Genomic DNA, 15,054 nt, shown 5'->3' with positions numbered 1-15,054 from the left:
CGGATGACTAAATTGGATAATAACGAGGACTTCATGGATGAAAACAAAATTGAAGATACCGAAGTGAACCAGTGCTCCTCTTGTGGGGGGAACACCGTATATGATCCTGTTTCGCGAGGGTTGAAATGCCCTTTTTGCGGGTCGGAAGTTGAAATCGAGGCGACCCGTGAAAATACGACCGAGCATGATTATTTAGGCGCACTTGACAAGGCTGACCATAGTTGGAGCGATGAAAAAAGAGTTTTCAAATGTGATAATTGCGGTGCGGAAACCTTATTGGATAAAGACAAAGTTGCCGACTTCTGTTCATTTTGCGGATCATCACATATTACAGTCACGGAGAACGATGCCGGCATTAAGCCCGCTTTGGTCCTACCTTTTCATATATCGAAAGAAGAAGCGGTTGATAAGTTCAAAAAATGGATTTCAAAGCGGCACTTCGCCCCCTCCAAATTGAAAAATGGATATGAGTTGCAGAAAATCAGCGGTGCTTATATCCCATACTGGACATTCGACTCGGATACTAAATCGGCTTATATTGTGAAGATCGGTACGTATTACTATGTAACAGAAACTCGGACAGTCCAACGTGATGGTAAAACAGAAGTAGTCACGGAGCAAGTCCGAAAGATCAGATGGCGCACTGAACGCGGAACTTATCATAAGTTTTACGATGATGTCCTCGTAAAAGCCTCAAAAAATGTCGCTTCCGGCTTAATTGATAAAGTAGAACCGTTTCAACTATCTGGCTTGCTCGATTATCGGACGGAATATTTATCGGGTTTTCTCGCTGAACGTTACTCCATTCCTTTAAAGGAAGGATGGCTTGCGGCAAGGGATATTATCGATTCCCGTATTCAAAACGGGATTCTTCGCAAGGAGACTGGTGATGAGGTAAGGATTGTTAAGGTTGATACGGCTTATGATGGCATTACTTTCAAACATATTTTATTACCGCTTTGGATATCTTCTTTCAACTTTAACAATAAAGTTTACCGCTTCCTCGTGAATGGCCAAACCGGTAAAGTGAGCGGCCGTGCGCCAATCAGCGTTTGGAAAGTGACATTTACTGTATTACTCACAATCCTAGTTGTAGGGATCGTCTTTTTCTTCCAGGATTTCATATGATTGTTGACTTCTATCAGAGTAAATGCAATAATCTTTTAAACGATTTAAACATTTTGAGCGTTGAAGAAGACGAGTAGTGGTGGTGATGGTAGCCAGGAAGTGCGGCCAATGACTGGAAGCCGCATCCCTCTCCCGCCCCGAACCTCCTTCCGAGCTGCTATGGAAACATAGCCGTGCCTTTCACGTTATGAAAGTTTATAAGTTGTGCCGGATAATTCCCGGCAAATTTAGGTGGTACCGCGGAAACATGCGTTTTCGTCCTGATGATATCGGGACGGAAGCGCATTTTTTTATTCATTTGAAAGGAATGGTGAGAATGGGGACTATCGTATTTGTAGGTGCCGGGTCAATGGCAGAGGCAATTATCGCTGGAATCGTGGACGGCGGTGTCATGCATCCCCGTGACGTGTTTGTAATGAACAAGTCGGACGATGATCGGCTCTCCTATTTGCAGCAGAAGTATGGTGTTTCGATTGTTTGTCCCGAAAGGAAAGCTTTACGAGATGCAGAGTTGATTGTTTTGGGGACGAAGCCGAAAGATATCCATCAAGCGATGGCGGATATTGCTGGATTTTTAAATGAAAACGCCGCTGTGCTTTCCGTAATTGCCGGTGTATCAATCGCAACGATCGAATGTGGACTTGGTAGCCGCCCGATCGCTCGTTCAATGCCGAACACATCCGCCACTATCGGAAAATCAGCAACCGGTGTATCTATGAATCATGCTGTCGATGAACAAATGAAACGACGTATTCTAACACTGTTATCCGGAATCGGGATCGTAAAGGAAGTTCAAGAGGATGAACTGCATGCGGTGACAGCCTTGTCGGGCAGCGGTCCGGCATATATTTATTATATGGTAGAGGCTTTGGAGGAAGCCGCAATCACGGAAGGCTTGTCAAAGGAAATTGCACGCGAGCTGATCATCCAAACGTTTGAAGGCGCTTCTGCCATGTTAAGACAAACGGGTGAAGAGCCTTCTGTATTGAGAACGAACGTGACGAGTCCGAACGGCACGACCGAGGCCGGTATTAAGGCATTGGAAAAGAACTCATTTAAAAAAATAATTGCCGAATGTATCCAGAGCGCTGAAACGCGTTCTCGGGAACTCGGCTCCACTTCCTCCTCCGCTACTATGAAAGAATGAAGCAAACAACGAACATTCTGGAATGTATTGCGCTATACTTTGATTAATGTAACTGTAGGAGGTCATGAAATGGCAATGTTATTTTCACCTTATTCAATACGCGGTGTGGAATTCAAAAATCGAATCGTGATGGCACCAATGTGCATGTACTCATCTCACAATTTAGATGGTAAAGTGGAAGACTGGCATAAGACCCATTATGCAACAAGAGCCGTCGGGCAAGTCGGATTGATCATCGTCGAGGCAACAGCTGTACAACCAGAGGGTCGGATTTCGGATCAAGATCTCGGGATTTGGAATGATGATCAGTTGGAAGGGCTATCTGAAATCGTGCGTCTTATGAAACAGCATGGTGCGAAGACAGGAATCCAGCTTGCACATGCAGGGAGGAAAGCGACTGTTGACGGCGATATTTTTGCGCCAAGTCCAATCCGTTTCAATGAACAATACAAGACACCTGTTGAGATGACTGTCGAAGATATTAAGGAAACGGTCAGTGCATTTAAAGATGCAGCCGTCCGGGCAAAGCAGGCCGGTTTCGACGTGATTGAATTGCATGGAGCACATGGCTATTTGATCAATGAATTTCTGTCACCCCTGACAAATAAACGCGGCGATGCATATGGAGGCTCGTCGGAAAATAGGTACCGCATTTTACGAGAGATTATAGATTCCGTCCGTTCTGTCTGGGATGGCCCTTTATTTGTCCGGATTTCTGCAGAGGATTATACAGAAGGCGGTATGACTTCGGCACTTTATCTTGAAATGGTGAAGTGGATGAAGACACAAGATGTCGATTTGATCGATGTGAGTTCCGGAGCGGTTGTTCCCGCTAAAATAGACGCATATCCAGGATATCAAGTGCCTTTTGCGGAGAACATCAAAAAAGGTGCGGGTATTGCAACCGGAGCAGTTGGATTGATAACATCAGGCCTTCAAGCCGAGGAAATTTTGAAAAATGAACGAGCCGATATGGTGTTTCTGGCACGTGAATTATTAAGGAATCCTTATTGGGCATATACCGCAGCGAAAGAATTAGGCGTGGAAATCGAGTCGCCAAAACAGTATGAGCGCGGTTGGGTGTAAACAAAAAAGAGAATGCTAAAAAGCTGTCGCAGTCATTTTTGACTTAACGACAGCTTATTTCTTTTGTAATTGTTCGTTTTTCCATTCGAAATGGGTGAAGTCTTCAGCGATATGCAAATTGAGGAAAATGGCGCGTCCTTGTTCTTTCAACTCCGCAATATCGCTTGGCATAAAACGGGCACTTATATGATTGGCGATTAATGCTTTCACATTCGCTTCTTTCGCTGTCTGCGCTGCATCACCAATCGTTGAGTGACCATAATCTTTCGCAAGATCACCGGTCTCCATGTCGAATGTTGCTTCATGGATTAAAATATCAGCCTCATTTGCCAAATCAACCGAAGCAAGGCAATACCGTGTATCTCCCAGTATAGAAATTGTAAATCCTTGTTGAGGATCACCCGTCACATCTGTGCTAAAAACGGTTTTACCGTTTTCCAGCTCCACGTCTTCTCCATCCTTCAACTTCTTCAATAAGGGCCCTTTAGGAACTCCACTTTCATAAGCTTTCTCGATGAGCAACTTTCCAGGCAACGGCTTTTGCTCAATTCTGAAGCCGAAGCATTGGATAACATGTTCCAGTTCTCTCGTCAATACTTTGAATCGCTCATTCTCAAAAAGTACGTTCTCATCGATCTCATGTATCGTCAACGGGTATGTTAAATGTGTCTTTGTAATACGGAGTGTCGTGGAAATCCATTCCTTGATTCCAACCGGTCCATAGATGGTCAGCTCTTCGTCCCCGCCTAAAAAAGAGCGAGAGCCCAAGAATCCAGGTAAGCCAAAAATATGGTCACCATGAAGATGTGTAATGAAAATTTTATTGATTTTCCTCGGTTTGATAGACGTTCTTAACAATTGATGCTGTGTCGCTTCGCCACAATCGAACATCCAATAGCCTTCCTGTTCGGCGGATAAGTTCAAGATGAGCGAGGATGTATTGCGTAATTTTGACGGCATGCCCGCTCCCGTCCCTAAAAATACCAACTCCACTTTGACACCTACCTTTCTTTAATGCCTCGTTTCACGGAGTTGGGACCGAATTTTCCCTCTAACTCCTTCACAAGCTCTTCCATTTTCGCTTCATTCGCATACCTTTCAAAGTTATCAATCGACAACTGTTCATAAAGTTCGTTCATCGGAATGACATTAGAAATCGTTATTCCCAACAGTCGGACAGGATCCCCTTCCCAATGACGCCTGAAAAGATCGGCTGCTTCTTTATAAATATCATTCGCTTTGTAAATCGGATTTAATACGGTACGACTTCTCGTCTGATTATGCCAGTCGGATGTCCTGATTTGAATCATGACGATTGTTCCGGCAAGTTGCCTTTTATCTAATCGCTGCGCAACTTTCATTGATAACTTCTTAAAAATCTCAAGGCAAGCATTCAGTTCCGTTTCGTCAATCGGTAATGTCGTCGAACTTCCGACACTCTTCCGCTCTTCAGCTGCATCCGGATCGACTGGGCGATGATCAATCCCGTTCGCACGTTTTTGAAGTCGCACCCCATTTTTCCCTAAAGTTGCTTTAATAAGTATTTCATCAGCTTTAGCAAGATCTCCAATTGTAAAAACGTCGATGCCATTCAACCGTTTTTCTGTACTTTTTCCGATGCCATGCATCTCGATAACAGGCAACGGCCAAAGGATATCAGGTACTTCCCTTTTCCGCAATATCGTAATGCCCATCGGTTTTTTCATGTCTGAAGCAGTCTTTGCGAGAAACTTATTCGGAGCAATGCCGATCGAGCAAGACAAATCTAATTCATGCAAAATCCTTTGCTGCATTTGGGTCGCAATTTGTACGGCATTCGTTAATCCGCCAATATCCGTAATATCGATGTAAGCTTCATCTATAGAAACCGGTTCGACAAGTCCCGTATACGTCCGCAAAATGGTAAATACAGCGTCAGAAGCAATCCGATACTTCTCATGGTCAGGCGGTACGATAACAAGTTGTGGACAAATCCGTTTCGCTTCACCGACAGACATCGTCGTATAGATGCCTAACGCTCTAGCTTCATAGGAACAAGTGACAAGAATACCCCGTCGTTCTTTCGGATTCCCTGCTACTGCCATCGGTATGCCTTTTAATGTCGGATCATGAGCTTGTTCGACTGAAGCAAAAAAACTATTCATATCAAGATGAAGGATGACTTTGGCCTGCGACCCGCTTGCATTTGTCATTCGCCTCTCCTCCAAGCGTTTCATAGAAATAACCGGATGGATGGTTGCCACCCGGTCAATTTTTCACTTTTCCTGAATTTTTTGCGCTTCGACATACTCATTGATTGCATCCATTCCGGTAAGTGTAGTCGATAGAATTTCTGCATCGACAACGGTGATCATTCGGTCATCAAGGTTTGCGACAGTTGTGAAATAAGGTGTTCTTGAATAAGCCATTAAACCGGATGACGTCAATCTGCTTTCAGGGATATCCAAAATTTCCTTTGCATCAAGCACAAGTAATCCAATATAAAGGTTTTCTGTTTGAACAACGACAACCCTTGCATTGTCATCCTCTTTCGCTGAATTGCCATATAAAATCTGTTGAAAGTCGAGGATCGGGACAAGCTCACCTCGAATACGCATCAAGCCCAGCATATAATCCGGAAGATGAGGAATCGGATTTACACGTTCCAACTTTTCGATGGAAACGACCGATTCGACCGGTAAGGCATACTCCTCCTGCCCACATTGTACGATGACGGTTTTAATGTCGCTCATTTACCAGATTCCCCCTTCTTTGCAGTTACACTTACGATTTCGATTAACAACTCAGTCAGTTTATTCAATTCTACGACAGGCATCCGCTCGTTCTTCGTATGGATTTCCTCATACCCGACAGATAAGGTCACTGTCGGAACACCTGCACCATTGAATACATTGCCGTCACTTCCGCCGCCGCTCGTCATCAGTTCAGGTTTCCTGCCGACGTTTCTGATAGCTTCCATCGCCGTTTGTACGACTTCGGCTTCTTCACCAAAACTGAAACCAGGATACGCAATTTTCACTTCAGTTTCAGCTTTGCCACCCATTGCTTCAGCAGTCTTTGCGAATGTTTCCACCATATGTGCTGTTTGCTCATTAAGCTTTTCCGGATTGATGGATCTTGCTTCCGCTAGAATATGGACTTCATCACATACGATATTTGTCGCTTGTCCACCTTCAAACCGTCCGATATTGGCAGTTGTTTCGGAATCGATGCGACCAAGCGTCATCGCCGCAACTGATTTAGCAGCTATATTGATAGCGGACACCCCTTTTTCAGGAGCTACGCCGGCATGCGCCGTCTTGCCGTAAATCGTCGTCATGAGTTTGGCCTGATAAGGAGCTGCTGTAACGATTCCCCCTACTTTCCCATCACTATCGACAGCATAGCCATACTTCGCTTTTAACAGCGAAGGATCCATTGCTTTTGCACCGACAAGTCCGCTTTCTTCTCCGACAGTGATGACGAATTGGATGTCACCATGCGGCTGTCCGCTTTCCTTCAGCACTCTTGCCATTTCAAACAAGGCTGCAAGCCCTGCTTTGTCATCTGCCCCTAAAATTGTTGTGCCGTCAGAATAGATATAGCCATCCTCCCGCAGCTCAGGCTTAATGCCTTTGCCTGGAACGACTGTATCCATATGACAAGTGAAATAAATTGGATCCACATTTTCTACATTGCCCTTTAATGTCGCAATGAGGTTTCCAGCTCCGTGTCCTGTCACTTCTTTCGCACCATCTTCAATAACCGAAAAGCCAAGTGCCTCCATTTTCTCTTTCAATACGGCACAGATCACTTCTTCATGCTTCGTTTCTGAATCAATTTGTACAAGTTCAAAAAACTCATCTAGTAATCGTTGTTCATTCACAATGCATTTCTCCTTTAAAATCGTTTCTTATAACGGAATATTGCCATGTTTTTTAGTTGGTCGGACTTCTTGTTTATTTCGCATCATTTCAAGAGCCTGTAGCAGTTTAATGCGCGTGTCACGCGGATCGATGACATCATCGACCATCCCGTGTGAAGCCGCCACATATGGATTTGCAAACTTTGTACGGTATTCTTCAATCTTTTCTGCACGTGTGGACTCCGGATGATCGCTGTTTGCGATTTCACGGGCGAAAATGATATTTGCCGCACCTTCCGCACCCATTACCGCGATTTCGGCATTCGGCCAAGCATAGACAACATCAGCCCCGATTGCTTTAGAATTCAAAGCAACGTATGCACCACCGAATGCTTTACGAAGAATAACCGTAATTTTAGGCACTGTCGCTTCGGAATAGGCATAAAGGATTTTTGCACCATGCCGGATAATACCGCCATGCTCTTGTTTGACACCTGGGAAGAATCCGGTGACATCTTCAAAAGTGATCAAAGGTATATTGAACGAGTCACATGTACGAATGAAACGCGCTATTTTATCGGAAGAATTAATATCCAATCCACCAGCCATCACTTTAGGCTGGTTACAAATCAAGCCTACCGACTCGCCTTTCATCCTTGCAAATCCGACTACTGCATTTTTCGCGAATTCCGACTGCACTTCAAAGAACGAACCTTCATCGACGACTTGCTCAATGACTTTCCGTACATCGTAAGGACGAATCGTTTCAAAGGGAACGACATCCGCCAAATCATTCCGATAATCCTCGTCTGAATCCACGTCTAGTATCGGCGTTTTTTCGTTATTGTTTTGCGGGAGGTACGAAAGTAGGTGACGAACTTGCCCTAAAACCGTCTTTTCATCTTTTCCTCTGAAATGAGCATTCCCACTAATTGAGTTATGTACTTTCGATCCACCTAAATCTTCAGAAGAGATTTTCTCACCTGTGACCGTTTCAATGACTTTTGGTCCTGTAATGAACATCTGGCTCGTTTCATCCGTCATAAAAACAAAGTCGGTGATTGCTGGCGAATAAACCGCGCCGCCTGCACACGGCCCTAAAATGACGGAAATCTGCGGGATGACACCGGAATAGATCGCATTCCTATAGAAAATTTCCCCATAGCCATCTAACGAGACGACACCTTCCTGAATACGGGCACCGCCTGAATCGTTCAAACCGATAAAAGGCGCTCCGTTTTTCGCTGCAAGATCCATGACGTTCGCAATTTTCATCGCATGCATTTCGCCAAGCGCGCCTCCGAAAACGGTGAAGTCCTGGGAGAAAAGGTAAACAGGACGGCCATCGATTTTCCCGTAACCAGTCACTACACCGTCTCCAGGCCCTTTCTGTTTATCCATCCCGAAATCTCTTGTACGGTGAATGACGAAAGGATTCAATTCAACGAATGTACCTTCGTCCAATAGCAGATTGATGCGTTCACGTGCTGTCAGTTTACCTTTTTCATGCTGCTTTGCAATTCGCTCATCGCCGCCACCTAGCTCAATTTCCCTTTTCTTATCGTATAATTCATTGATTTTATCATAAATGTCCATTCGGCTTATCCCCTTTGTCACATAGTTCATACAACACACCGAAAGAAGATTTCGGATGCATAAAAGCAACTTCGGCACCACCTGCGCCCTTATTCGGTTCGTCTTGCAGCAGTCGGACACCTTTTTCCTTCAATTCATCCATTCTTGCCTGGATATCCGTTACCCCAAATGCGATATGATGGATGCCTTCCCCGCGCTTTTCGATGAATTTTGCAATTGCTCCTTCTCCACTGATCGGCTCCAGCAATTCCAGCTTGACGTTTCCGGCATCTATGAAAGCAACTTTCACTTTCTGATTTTCAACGTCTTCTACCCCAAGCAATGTTAATCCTAACGTATCTATGTAATATGGAAGTGCGTGATTCAAATCTTTGACGGCAATCCCGATATGATCTACTTTTTTCATGTTTCATCCCCCTCTTATTTCCATTGTAACGTTTTCTATTTAATTCCGCTACACCTTGAGAAATTCAGGATTTCTGTTAAAATGAATATATATATAATGGTGAGGAGATTTGTCCGATGAGCAATAAAAAAGTACAGAAGTTCGTCGTTTATTTGATGGTAGCCGCTATGGTTGCATCTAGCATACTACTTGGTTTAAGCGTTCTATTTTAAAAAAACAGTCCATAATTGGACTGTTTTTTTATATTAAACTTCTTCACAATATTCTTCGAAGTATCCTTGTAAATTCGTTACGACTGACATTGGGTCATGTCCTTCGATTTCATAGCGTCCTACTTCTGCAACGAGTTTGCCGTCTTTCAATAAAGCGAAGGAAGGCGATGAAGGAAGATGATCTTCCCCGAAATGCATCCGTGCTACTGCTGTTGCTTCTTTGTCTTGGCCAGCAAACACAGTGACGAGGTGATCCGGGCGTTTATCGTAATGGACAGCATGGGCTGCTGCTGGGCGAGCGATGCCTCCTGCACAACCACATACAGAGTTCACCATGACAAGTGTCGTTCCAGGGCGTTTGAACGCATCTTCCACTTCTTCAGGTGTTGTTAGTTGTTCATAGCCGCTCGTTTCCATTTCGGAGCGTGCTGTTTTTGTAATATCATCCATATAAAAATTAAAATCCATAGTCAATTTCACTCGACCCCTTTCCTTGTATGTTTTCATCATAGCAGTTGGGACTTCCACTTGCAAAAAAGTTATATTATAAATGAATGATCTTTTATGGACCGGATTTTAATCATTAGCAAAAATTCGATCCACTGCATTTGCGACGGTGATTTCGCCTGTTAATAGTTGTCGTTCCAGGTCCGCGACGAGTTGCTTTTTCCCTGTTTCTGCAAAGAAGTTATCTATCAACCTGTCGCGAATCATCGAATGGAACCAATCCTTTGTCTGAGTTTGCCTGCGCATATGCCAGACACCACTCGTCTCCAACTTATCACGGAAGCCAGTAATTGTTTCCCAGACTGTATCAAGACCCGTATTTTGCAAGGAGGAGACCGGCATGGCGGTCGTTGTCCAACCTGGTGTGGCGGGTAGGAGAAAATGAAGCAATTGGCGGTATTCCCTCACTGTCTTTTTCGCCAGCTTCAAATTATCGCCATCCGCCTTATGGACGATGATCGCGTCTGCCAGTTCCATAATTCCTTTTTTCATCCCTTGCAACTCGTCACCCGCTCCAGTTAAGACGAGCAGCATGAAGAAGTCGACCATCCCCCGGACTACGGTTTCACTTTGACCGACGCCAACTGTTTCAATGAGGATGATGTCATAACCAGCCGCTTCGCATAACAGCATTGTTTCACGTGTTTTTCGATGGACGCCGCCAAGTGTTCCTGATGACGGCGATGGCCGTATAAAAGCATTTTTATGTCTGGCAAGTGCCTCCATCCTTGTTTTATCTCCTAAGATGCTGCCGCCTGTTACTGTTGAACTCGGATCAATCGCGAGCACAGCCACTTTATGCCCCGATTCGGCCAGCATGAGTCCAAACGATTCGATGAATGTGCTTTTCCCCGCACCCGGCACGCCCGTAATGCCGACGCGGATGCTGCGTCCTGTCTTTGGAAGCAGTTTTTTCAGCAAATTCTGACCCGCGCTTTTATCTGTTTCATTGATACTTTCCAAGAGTGTAATCGCTTTGGATAGATGAAGTCTCGAACCGTGGCAGATCTCCTCATATAAAACGTCAATCGGTATCTCTTTCCCTTTTTTCACAAACCGTTTACGATTCGAGGCAACCATGCCATCATGCGAGGACTCAATGCCATTCATTACATGCAATGCGCTGTCTTCCTGTAAACGCTTCTTTTTATTCACTCTGTCACTTCCTCATAACCGAGCGCAAGATAAATACTTTCAATCACTTTCTGGGCGGCAACGGGGATAACTGTTCCCGGACCGAAAATAGCGGTCGCTCCGTTGTTTCTCAAGAAGTCATAGTCTTGTGCAGGAATGACCCCTCCTACGACAATCAGAATGTCTTCTCTTCCGATCTTCGCCAGTTCGTTCCGTAATGCCGGCACAAGAGTTTTATGTCCAGCGGCAAGTGAACTTACCCCGATTACATGCACGTCATTTTCAGCAGCCTGCAACGCCGTCTCTTCCGGGGTTTGGAATAAAGGACCAATATCCACGTCGAATCCTAAGTCTGCAAATGAGGAGGCAATTACTTTCGCCCCTCGGTCATGTCCATCCTGCCCCATTTTCGCAATAAGGATTCGAGGGCGGCGTCCTTCATTCTCCATGAATTCTTCTGTCATCTTTTTCACTTCTTCGATTTCTTCCGCATTCGAGAAGTTTGAACTGTACACGCCACTCACTGAACGGATCACCGCCTTATGTCTGCCGGACACTTTCTCAATCGCGTCCGATATTTCCCCGATTGTCGCCCTAACCCGTGCTGCATTTACTGACAATGCCAATAGATTGCCATCGCCACTTCGCGCAGCATCCGTTAGTGCCTCTAGTGCATGTTTCACCGCACTTTCATCACGTGTCTTTTTCATCGTATGAATGCGATCAATCTGTTTTTGGCGGACGAGCGTATTGTCAATATCCAAAATATCAATCGGCTCTTCTTTTTCAAGTCGGTATTTATTGACTCCGACGATTGTTTCGGCACGAGAATCGATTTTCGCTTGACGTTTGGCAGCAGCTTCTTCAATTTTCATTTTTGGCAAGCCTGTTTCTATCGCCTTCGCCATTCCGCCCAACTCTTCAATTTCTTCGATTAACGCCCACGCTTTTTCCGTCAATTCCGCTGTCAGCTTTTCAACATAATAGGAACCGCCCCACGGATCGATCGTCTTCGTCATAAACGTTTCTTCCTGTAGAAACAATTGTGTATTCCGTGCAATCCGCGCAGAAAAGTCCGTCGGTAATGCAATTGCCTCATCGAGTGCGTTGGTATGCAATGATTGTGTATGCCCCATCGCTGCTGCATTCGCTTCAATCAGCGTTCGCGTTACATTATTGAAAGGATCTTGCTCTGTCAAGCTCCAACCGGAAGTTTGCGAATGCGTCCTTAACGCAAGTGATTTCGGGTTGGATGGATTGAATGACTGCATCATTTGAGCCCATATTTTACGGGCAGCGCGCATCTTGGCGATTTCCATAAAGTAATTCATGCCGATTGCCCAGAAGAACGATAGGCGCGGTGCGAATGAATCAATGTCAATTCCAGCTTTGAGCCCGGTACGGACATATTCCAAGCCGTCCGCCAAGGTGTAGGCAAGCTCAATATCAGCTGTTGCCCCGGCTTCTTGCATATGATAACCGGAAATCGAAATGGAGTTGAATTTCGGCATATTCTTCGATGTATATTCGAAAATATCCGCAATGATCCGCATCGACATTTCAGGAGGGAAAATATACGTATTCCGCACCATATATTCTTTTAAAATATCATTTTGTATCGTTCCGGAAAGCTTATCAGGAGACACACCTTGTTCTTCCGCCGCTATAATATAAAATGCCATTATCGGAAGAACAGCACCGTTCATTGTCATGGAAACCGACATTTTATCGAGCGGGATGCCGTCGAACAGGATTTTCATGTCTTCGACTGAGTCAATTGCGACGCCAGCTTTACCGACATCGCCTGTTACACGTGGATGGTCTGAGTCGTATCCGCGGTGTGTCGCCAAATCAAACGCGACAGACAAGCCTTTTTGACCCATCGCCAAGTTCCGTCGATAAAATGCATTACTCTCTTCTGCCGTGGAAAAACCGGCATATTGACGAACCGTCCAAGGGCGTGCTACGTACATTGTCGGATAAGGACCGCGTGTATTTGGAGCAACTCCAGGAAAATCATCTAAATGAGAGATCCCTGCCGTGTCCTCTTTTGTGTAGCTTGTTTTGATTTCGATTCCTTCATTTGTAAGAAATGAGTTTTCATTGCGAGCAGAGTCTCCGGTTATTTTCAGTCTATCTATGTCAACTTTATGAAAGTCTGGTTTCTTCATTTACGAATCCTCCCTTGCCATGAATCAAAGACGCTGCGGAGTTTTTCTATTTTGTTTTGACCGTTGAAAATCGTTCCATTCAGCCCTTTTTGTTGCCATTTCAACTCGGTCTCTCTATCGATTCTTCCCGCAACATCTACTAAAATCATTTCAGGCAACTGTTCAAGAAGCGAATCCATAATTGCTGATAATTGCTCATCAGTTGCACAAATAATTGCATAATCCGGCTTCTCTTTTTTCAAATAGTCAATGGCCTGTTGGGCTGTTTGGAACGCAGGACTCCATTTGCCCTTTATGCCTCCAGCCGCTAAAAATCCTGTAACAAAATCGGCACGTGGTTTAAAATCTTTTATATCGCCGAATGTGAGCAACGTCGTGATTGGTTGTTGTTCACTAAATAATTTTCGTAATTCCTCGAACGGCTTCGATAGGCGATCATTTTGTCCGGAATGATTCCAATCGGCAAAGCTTGTAGCTGTCAGTTCAGCATACACATTTGTGCCGATCAATGATTTTTTGCCAGTAGCTATTTCTTCTTGTCGTTTCGCTAAAAGCTCATTCAATAACCCATTTTGTAGAAAGACGTCTACTCCGCCCTTATTTTCGATGTCCAAAAATAATTCCCATGCCTTTTCGACAAGTTCATCCGTTAGTTTTTCGATGAAATAAGAACCACCTGCAGGGTCAAGCACTTTTTCAACATGTGTCTCTTCTTTTAAAACGAGTTGGATATTTCTGCTGTATCGAATGGAACTTGCATTGGGACCAGTTAAGTAATCAAAAGGATGGACAGTAATGACAGAAGCGCCGCCTAAAATTGCTGCGAATGCCTCATTTCCCGCCCGAAGTAAATTCACATAAGGATCCAATTTTGAATACGAACGTATGGATGTTACAGCCATTATAGGAATTCGGGGTGCATTGTCGACGTCATATGCTTTAGAAAAAGCTGTCCATAAAATACGGAATGCACGCAATTTGGCAATTTCCATGAAGAAATGCGTATCGATGGCGAATCGGATAAAAAAGTCTTCGGCAAATTCCTGGAATGACCCGTAGGAGGATGCAAGTTTGGAAGCTTCACAAAGCGCAATTGCCAACTCCGTTACAGCGTCGGCCCCATCATGATGTACTTTCCAAAGATCGACACCGTTCGTCCTAAGGTTTTTGTAGCCTACTGGCAGAGTCCAGTCCGTTGACTGGACAATGCCATTTACTGATTCCCTCACTTCATGATGAACAAAATCAAAAGCTCTCAAAATCGGATCATCGCTTTTAATATTCATAAGAAATACGGGATATTTTGTCAGCAACGCGGCAAATTCTAACAGCTGATCCTCTTCCCATTCAAATGGATATACGCCATCGTATACAATTGATTCATTCCCTTTTGCAAGGGAGTCTGTAAGTTGTTCCAGAAATGAAATTGCAGTTTCGGCAATCGTTTGTTGTGCAATAGTCCAATCCGGATTTTCCTCCATTGTCTGGATGACTGCCGTATTGTCCGAACTTGACCTATCAAAATAAAGGGGTTGAAGATCGATTCCTTCCAATGTAGGTGTCCGTAAACTTTCAAAAGGCTTTCCTTTTAGCGATTGTTCAGCAAGTTTTTTCCATTGTTGAAAATCCGCTTTCTCAAATGTTGTTTTTTTCATATTCTCAATTGTCAATTGGATTGCTCCTTTCGTTATTTATGAGGAGTCTGTTATGTAAAATTCGTCTCATTCAATATCCAAGACTACTTATAGTGTACCTGACATGCGATTTCTTTGAAAGTTATAATGATATGTGATCTCGTTACGGGAATATGCTATATTCAACTA

At 44.3% G+C, this 15,054-nt stretch carries 14 protein-coding genes; 4 read left to right on the top strand and 10 right to left on the bottom strand.

Annotated features, from left to right (window positions below; translation table 11 throughout):
• Nucleotides 1-3 precede the first annotated feature (3 nt).
• From SLU01_RS12805 to namA, 3 genes are all read left to right on the top strand, one after another.
• Entirely contained in the window at nt 4-1,128 is a 1,125-nt protein-coding gene (locus tag SLU01_RS12805; RefSeq protein ID WP_147058937.1) for a hypothetical protein, read from the top strand.
• Nucleotides 1,129-1,444: 316 nt separating this feature from the next.
• Nucleotides 1,445-2,275 (top strand): pyrroline-5-carboxylate reductase, encoded by an 831-nt coding sequence (gene proC / locus SLU01_RS12800; protein ID WP_147058978.1) that lies wholly within the window; start codon nt 1,445-1,447, stop codon nt 2,273-2,275.
• Between the two features lie 69 nt (nt 2,276-2,344).
• Nucleotides 2,345-3,361, top strand: coding sequence for an NADPH dehydrogenase NamA (namA, locus tag SLU01_RS12795; protein WP_147058935.1), 1,017 nt, complete (start codon nt 2,345-2,347; stop codon nt 3,359-3,361).
• Between the two features lie 54 nt (nt 3,362-3,415).
• Here namA and rnz read toward each other — a convergent pair whose 3' ends face one another.
• The 6 genes from rnz to mce form a co-directional block, all read right to left on the bottom strand.
• On the bottom strand, nt 3,416-4,354 hold the full coding sequence (gene rnz / locus SLU01_RS12790) for a ribonuclease Z (protein ID WP_147058933.1): 939 nt from the start codon (nt 4,352-4,354) through the stop codon (nt 3,416-3,418).
• An 8-nt stretch (nt 4,355-4,362) separates the two neighbouring features.
• Complete coding sequence (locus tag SLU01_RS12785) at nt 4,363-5,553, bottom strand: DNA polymerase IV (RefSeq protein WP_147058931.1); 1,191 nt, start codon at nt 5,551-5,553, stop codon at nt 4,363-4,365.
• Between the two features lie 63 nt (nt 5,554-5,616).
• Nucleotides 5,617-6,093 carry a chemotaxis protein CheW gene (locus SLU01_RS12780; RefSeq protein WP_147058929.1) on the bottom strand — a complete coding sequence of 159 codons (477 nt, stop codon included), beginning with the start codon at nt 6,091-6,093 and terminating at the stop codon, nt 5,617-5,619.
• The gene (locus tag SLU01_RS12775) at nt 6,090-7,226 is read right to left on the bottom strand and encodes a M20/M25/M40 family metallo-hydrolase (RefSeq protein WP_147058927.1); all 1,137 of its coding nucleotides are present in this window, start codon (nt 7,224-7,226) and stop codon (nt 6,090-6,092) included. The genes SLU01_RS12780 and SLU01_RS12775 overlap by 4 nt, the downstream gene beginning before the upstream one ends.
• A 27-nt stretch (nt 7,227-7,253) precedes the next feature.
• A complete protein-coding gene (locus SLU01_RS12770) occupies nt 7,254-8,801 on the bottom strand; it encodes an acyl-CoA carboxylase subunit beta (protein ID WP_147058925.1) in 1,548 nt (515 codons plus the stop codon).
• On the bottom strand, nt 8,788-9,207 hold the full coding sequence (gene mce / locus SLU01_RS12765; RefSeq protein WP_147058923.1) for a methylmalonyl-CoA epimerase: 420 nt from the start codon (nt 9,205-9,207) through the stop codon (nt 8,788-8,790). The genes SLU01_RS12770 and mce overlap by 14 nt, the downstream gene beginning before the upstream one ends.
• A gap of 116 nt (nt 9,208-9,323) precedes the next feature.
• Between mce and prli42 the strand changes: the two genes are divergently transcribed.
• Nucleotides 9,324-9,419, top strand: a complete 96-nt coding sequence (gene prli42 / locus SLU01_RS18040; protein ID WP_170232707.1) for a stressosome-associated protein Prli42 — start codon at nt 9,324-9,326, stop codon at nt 9,417-9,419.
• A gap of 33 nt (nt 9,420-9,452) precedes the next feature.
• Here prli42 and SLU01_RS12760 read toward each other — a convergent pair whose 3' ends face one another.
• The 4 genes from SLU01_RS12760 to SLU01_RS12745 form a co-directional block, all read right to left on the bottom strand.
• Nucleotides 9,453-9,893 carry a BrxA/BrxB family bacilliredoxin gene (locus SLU01_RS12760; protein ID WP_147058976.1) on the bottom strand — a complete coding sequence of 147 codons (441 nt, stop codon included), beginning with the start codon at nt 9,891-9,893 and terminating at the stop codon, nt 9,453-9,455.
• 102 nt (nt 9,894-9,995) lie between these two features.
• Nucleotides 9,996-11,036 carry a methylmalonyl Co-A mutase-associated GTPase MeaB gene (gene meaB, locus SLU01_RS12755; RefSeq protein ID WP_174842653.1) on the bottom strand — a complete coding sequence of 347 codons (1,041 nt, stop codon included), beginning with the start codon at nt 11,034-11,036 and terminating at the stop codon, nt 9,996-9,998.
• Nucleotides 11,037-11,077: 41 nt separating this feature from the next.
• On the bottom strand, nt 11,078-13,231 hold the full coding sequence (scpA, locus tag SLU01_RS12750; RefSeq protein WP_147058919.1) for a methylmalonyl-CoA mutase: 2,154 nt from the start codon (nt 13,229-13,231) through the stop codon (nt 11,078-11,080).
• Nucleotides 13,228-14,901: a methylmalonyl-CoA mutase family protein gene (locus tag SLU01_RS12745; protein ID WP_170232706.1), complete on the bottom strand. Its 1,674-nt coding sequence runs from the start codon at nt 14,899-14,901 to the stop codon at nt 13,228-13,230. Before SLU01_RS12745 ends, scpA begins: the two co-directional genes overlap by 4 nt.
• Between the last annotated feature and the right edge of the window lie 153 nt (nt 14,902-15,054).

Source organism: Sporosarcina luteola (assembly GCF_007991495.1).
GTDB lineage: Bacteria > Bacillota > Bacilli > Bacillales_A > Planococcaceae > Sporosarcina > Sporosarcina luteola.
The sequence above is the reverse complement of the archived record's forward strand: the minus strand, read 5'-3'. Positions and strand labels throughout refer to the sequence as shown.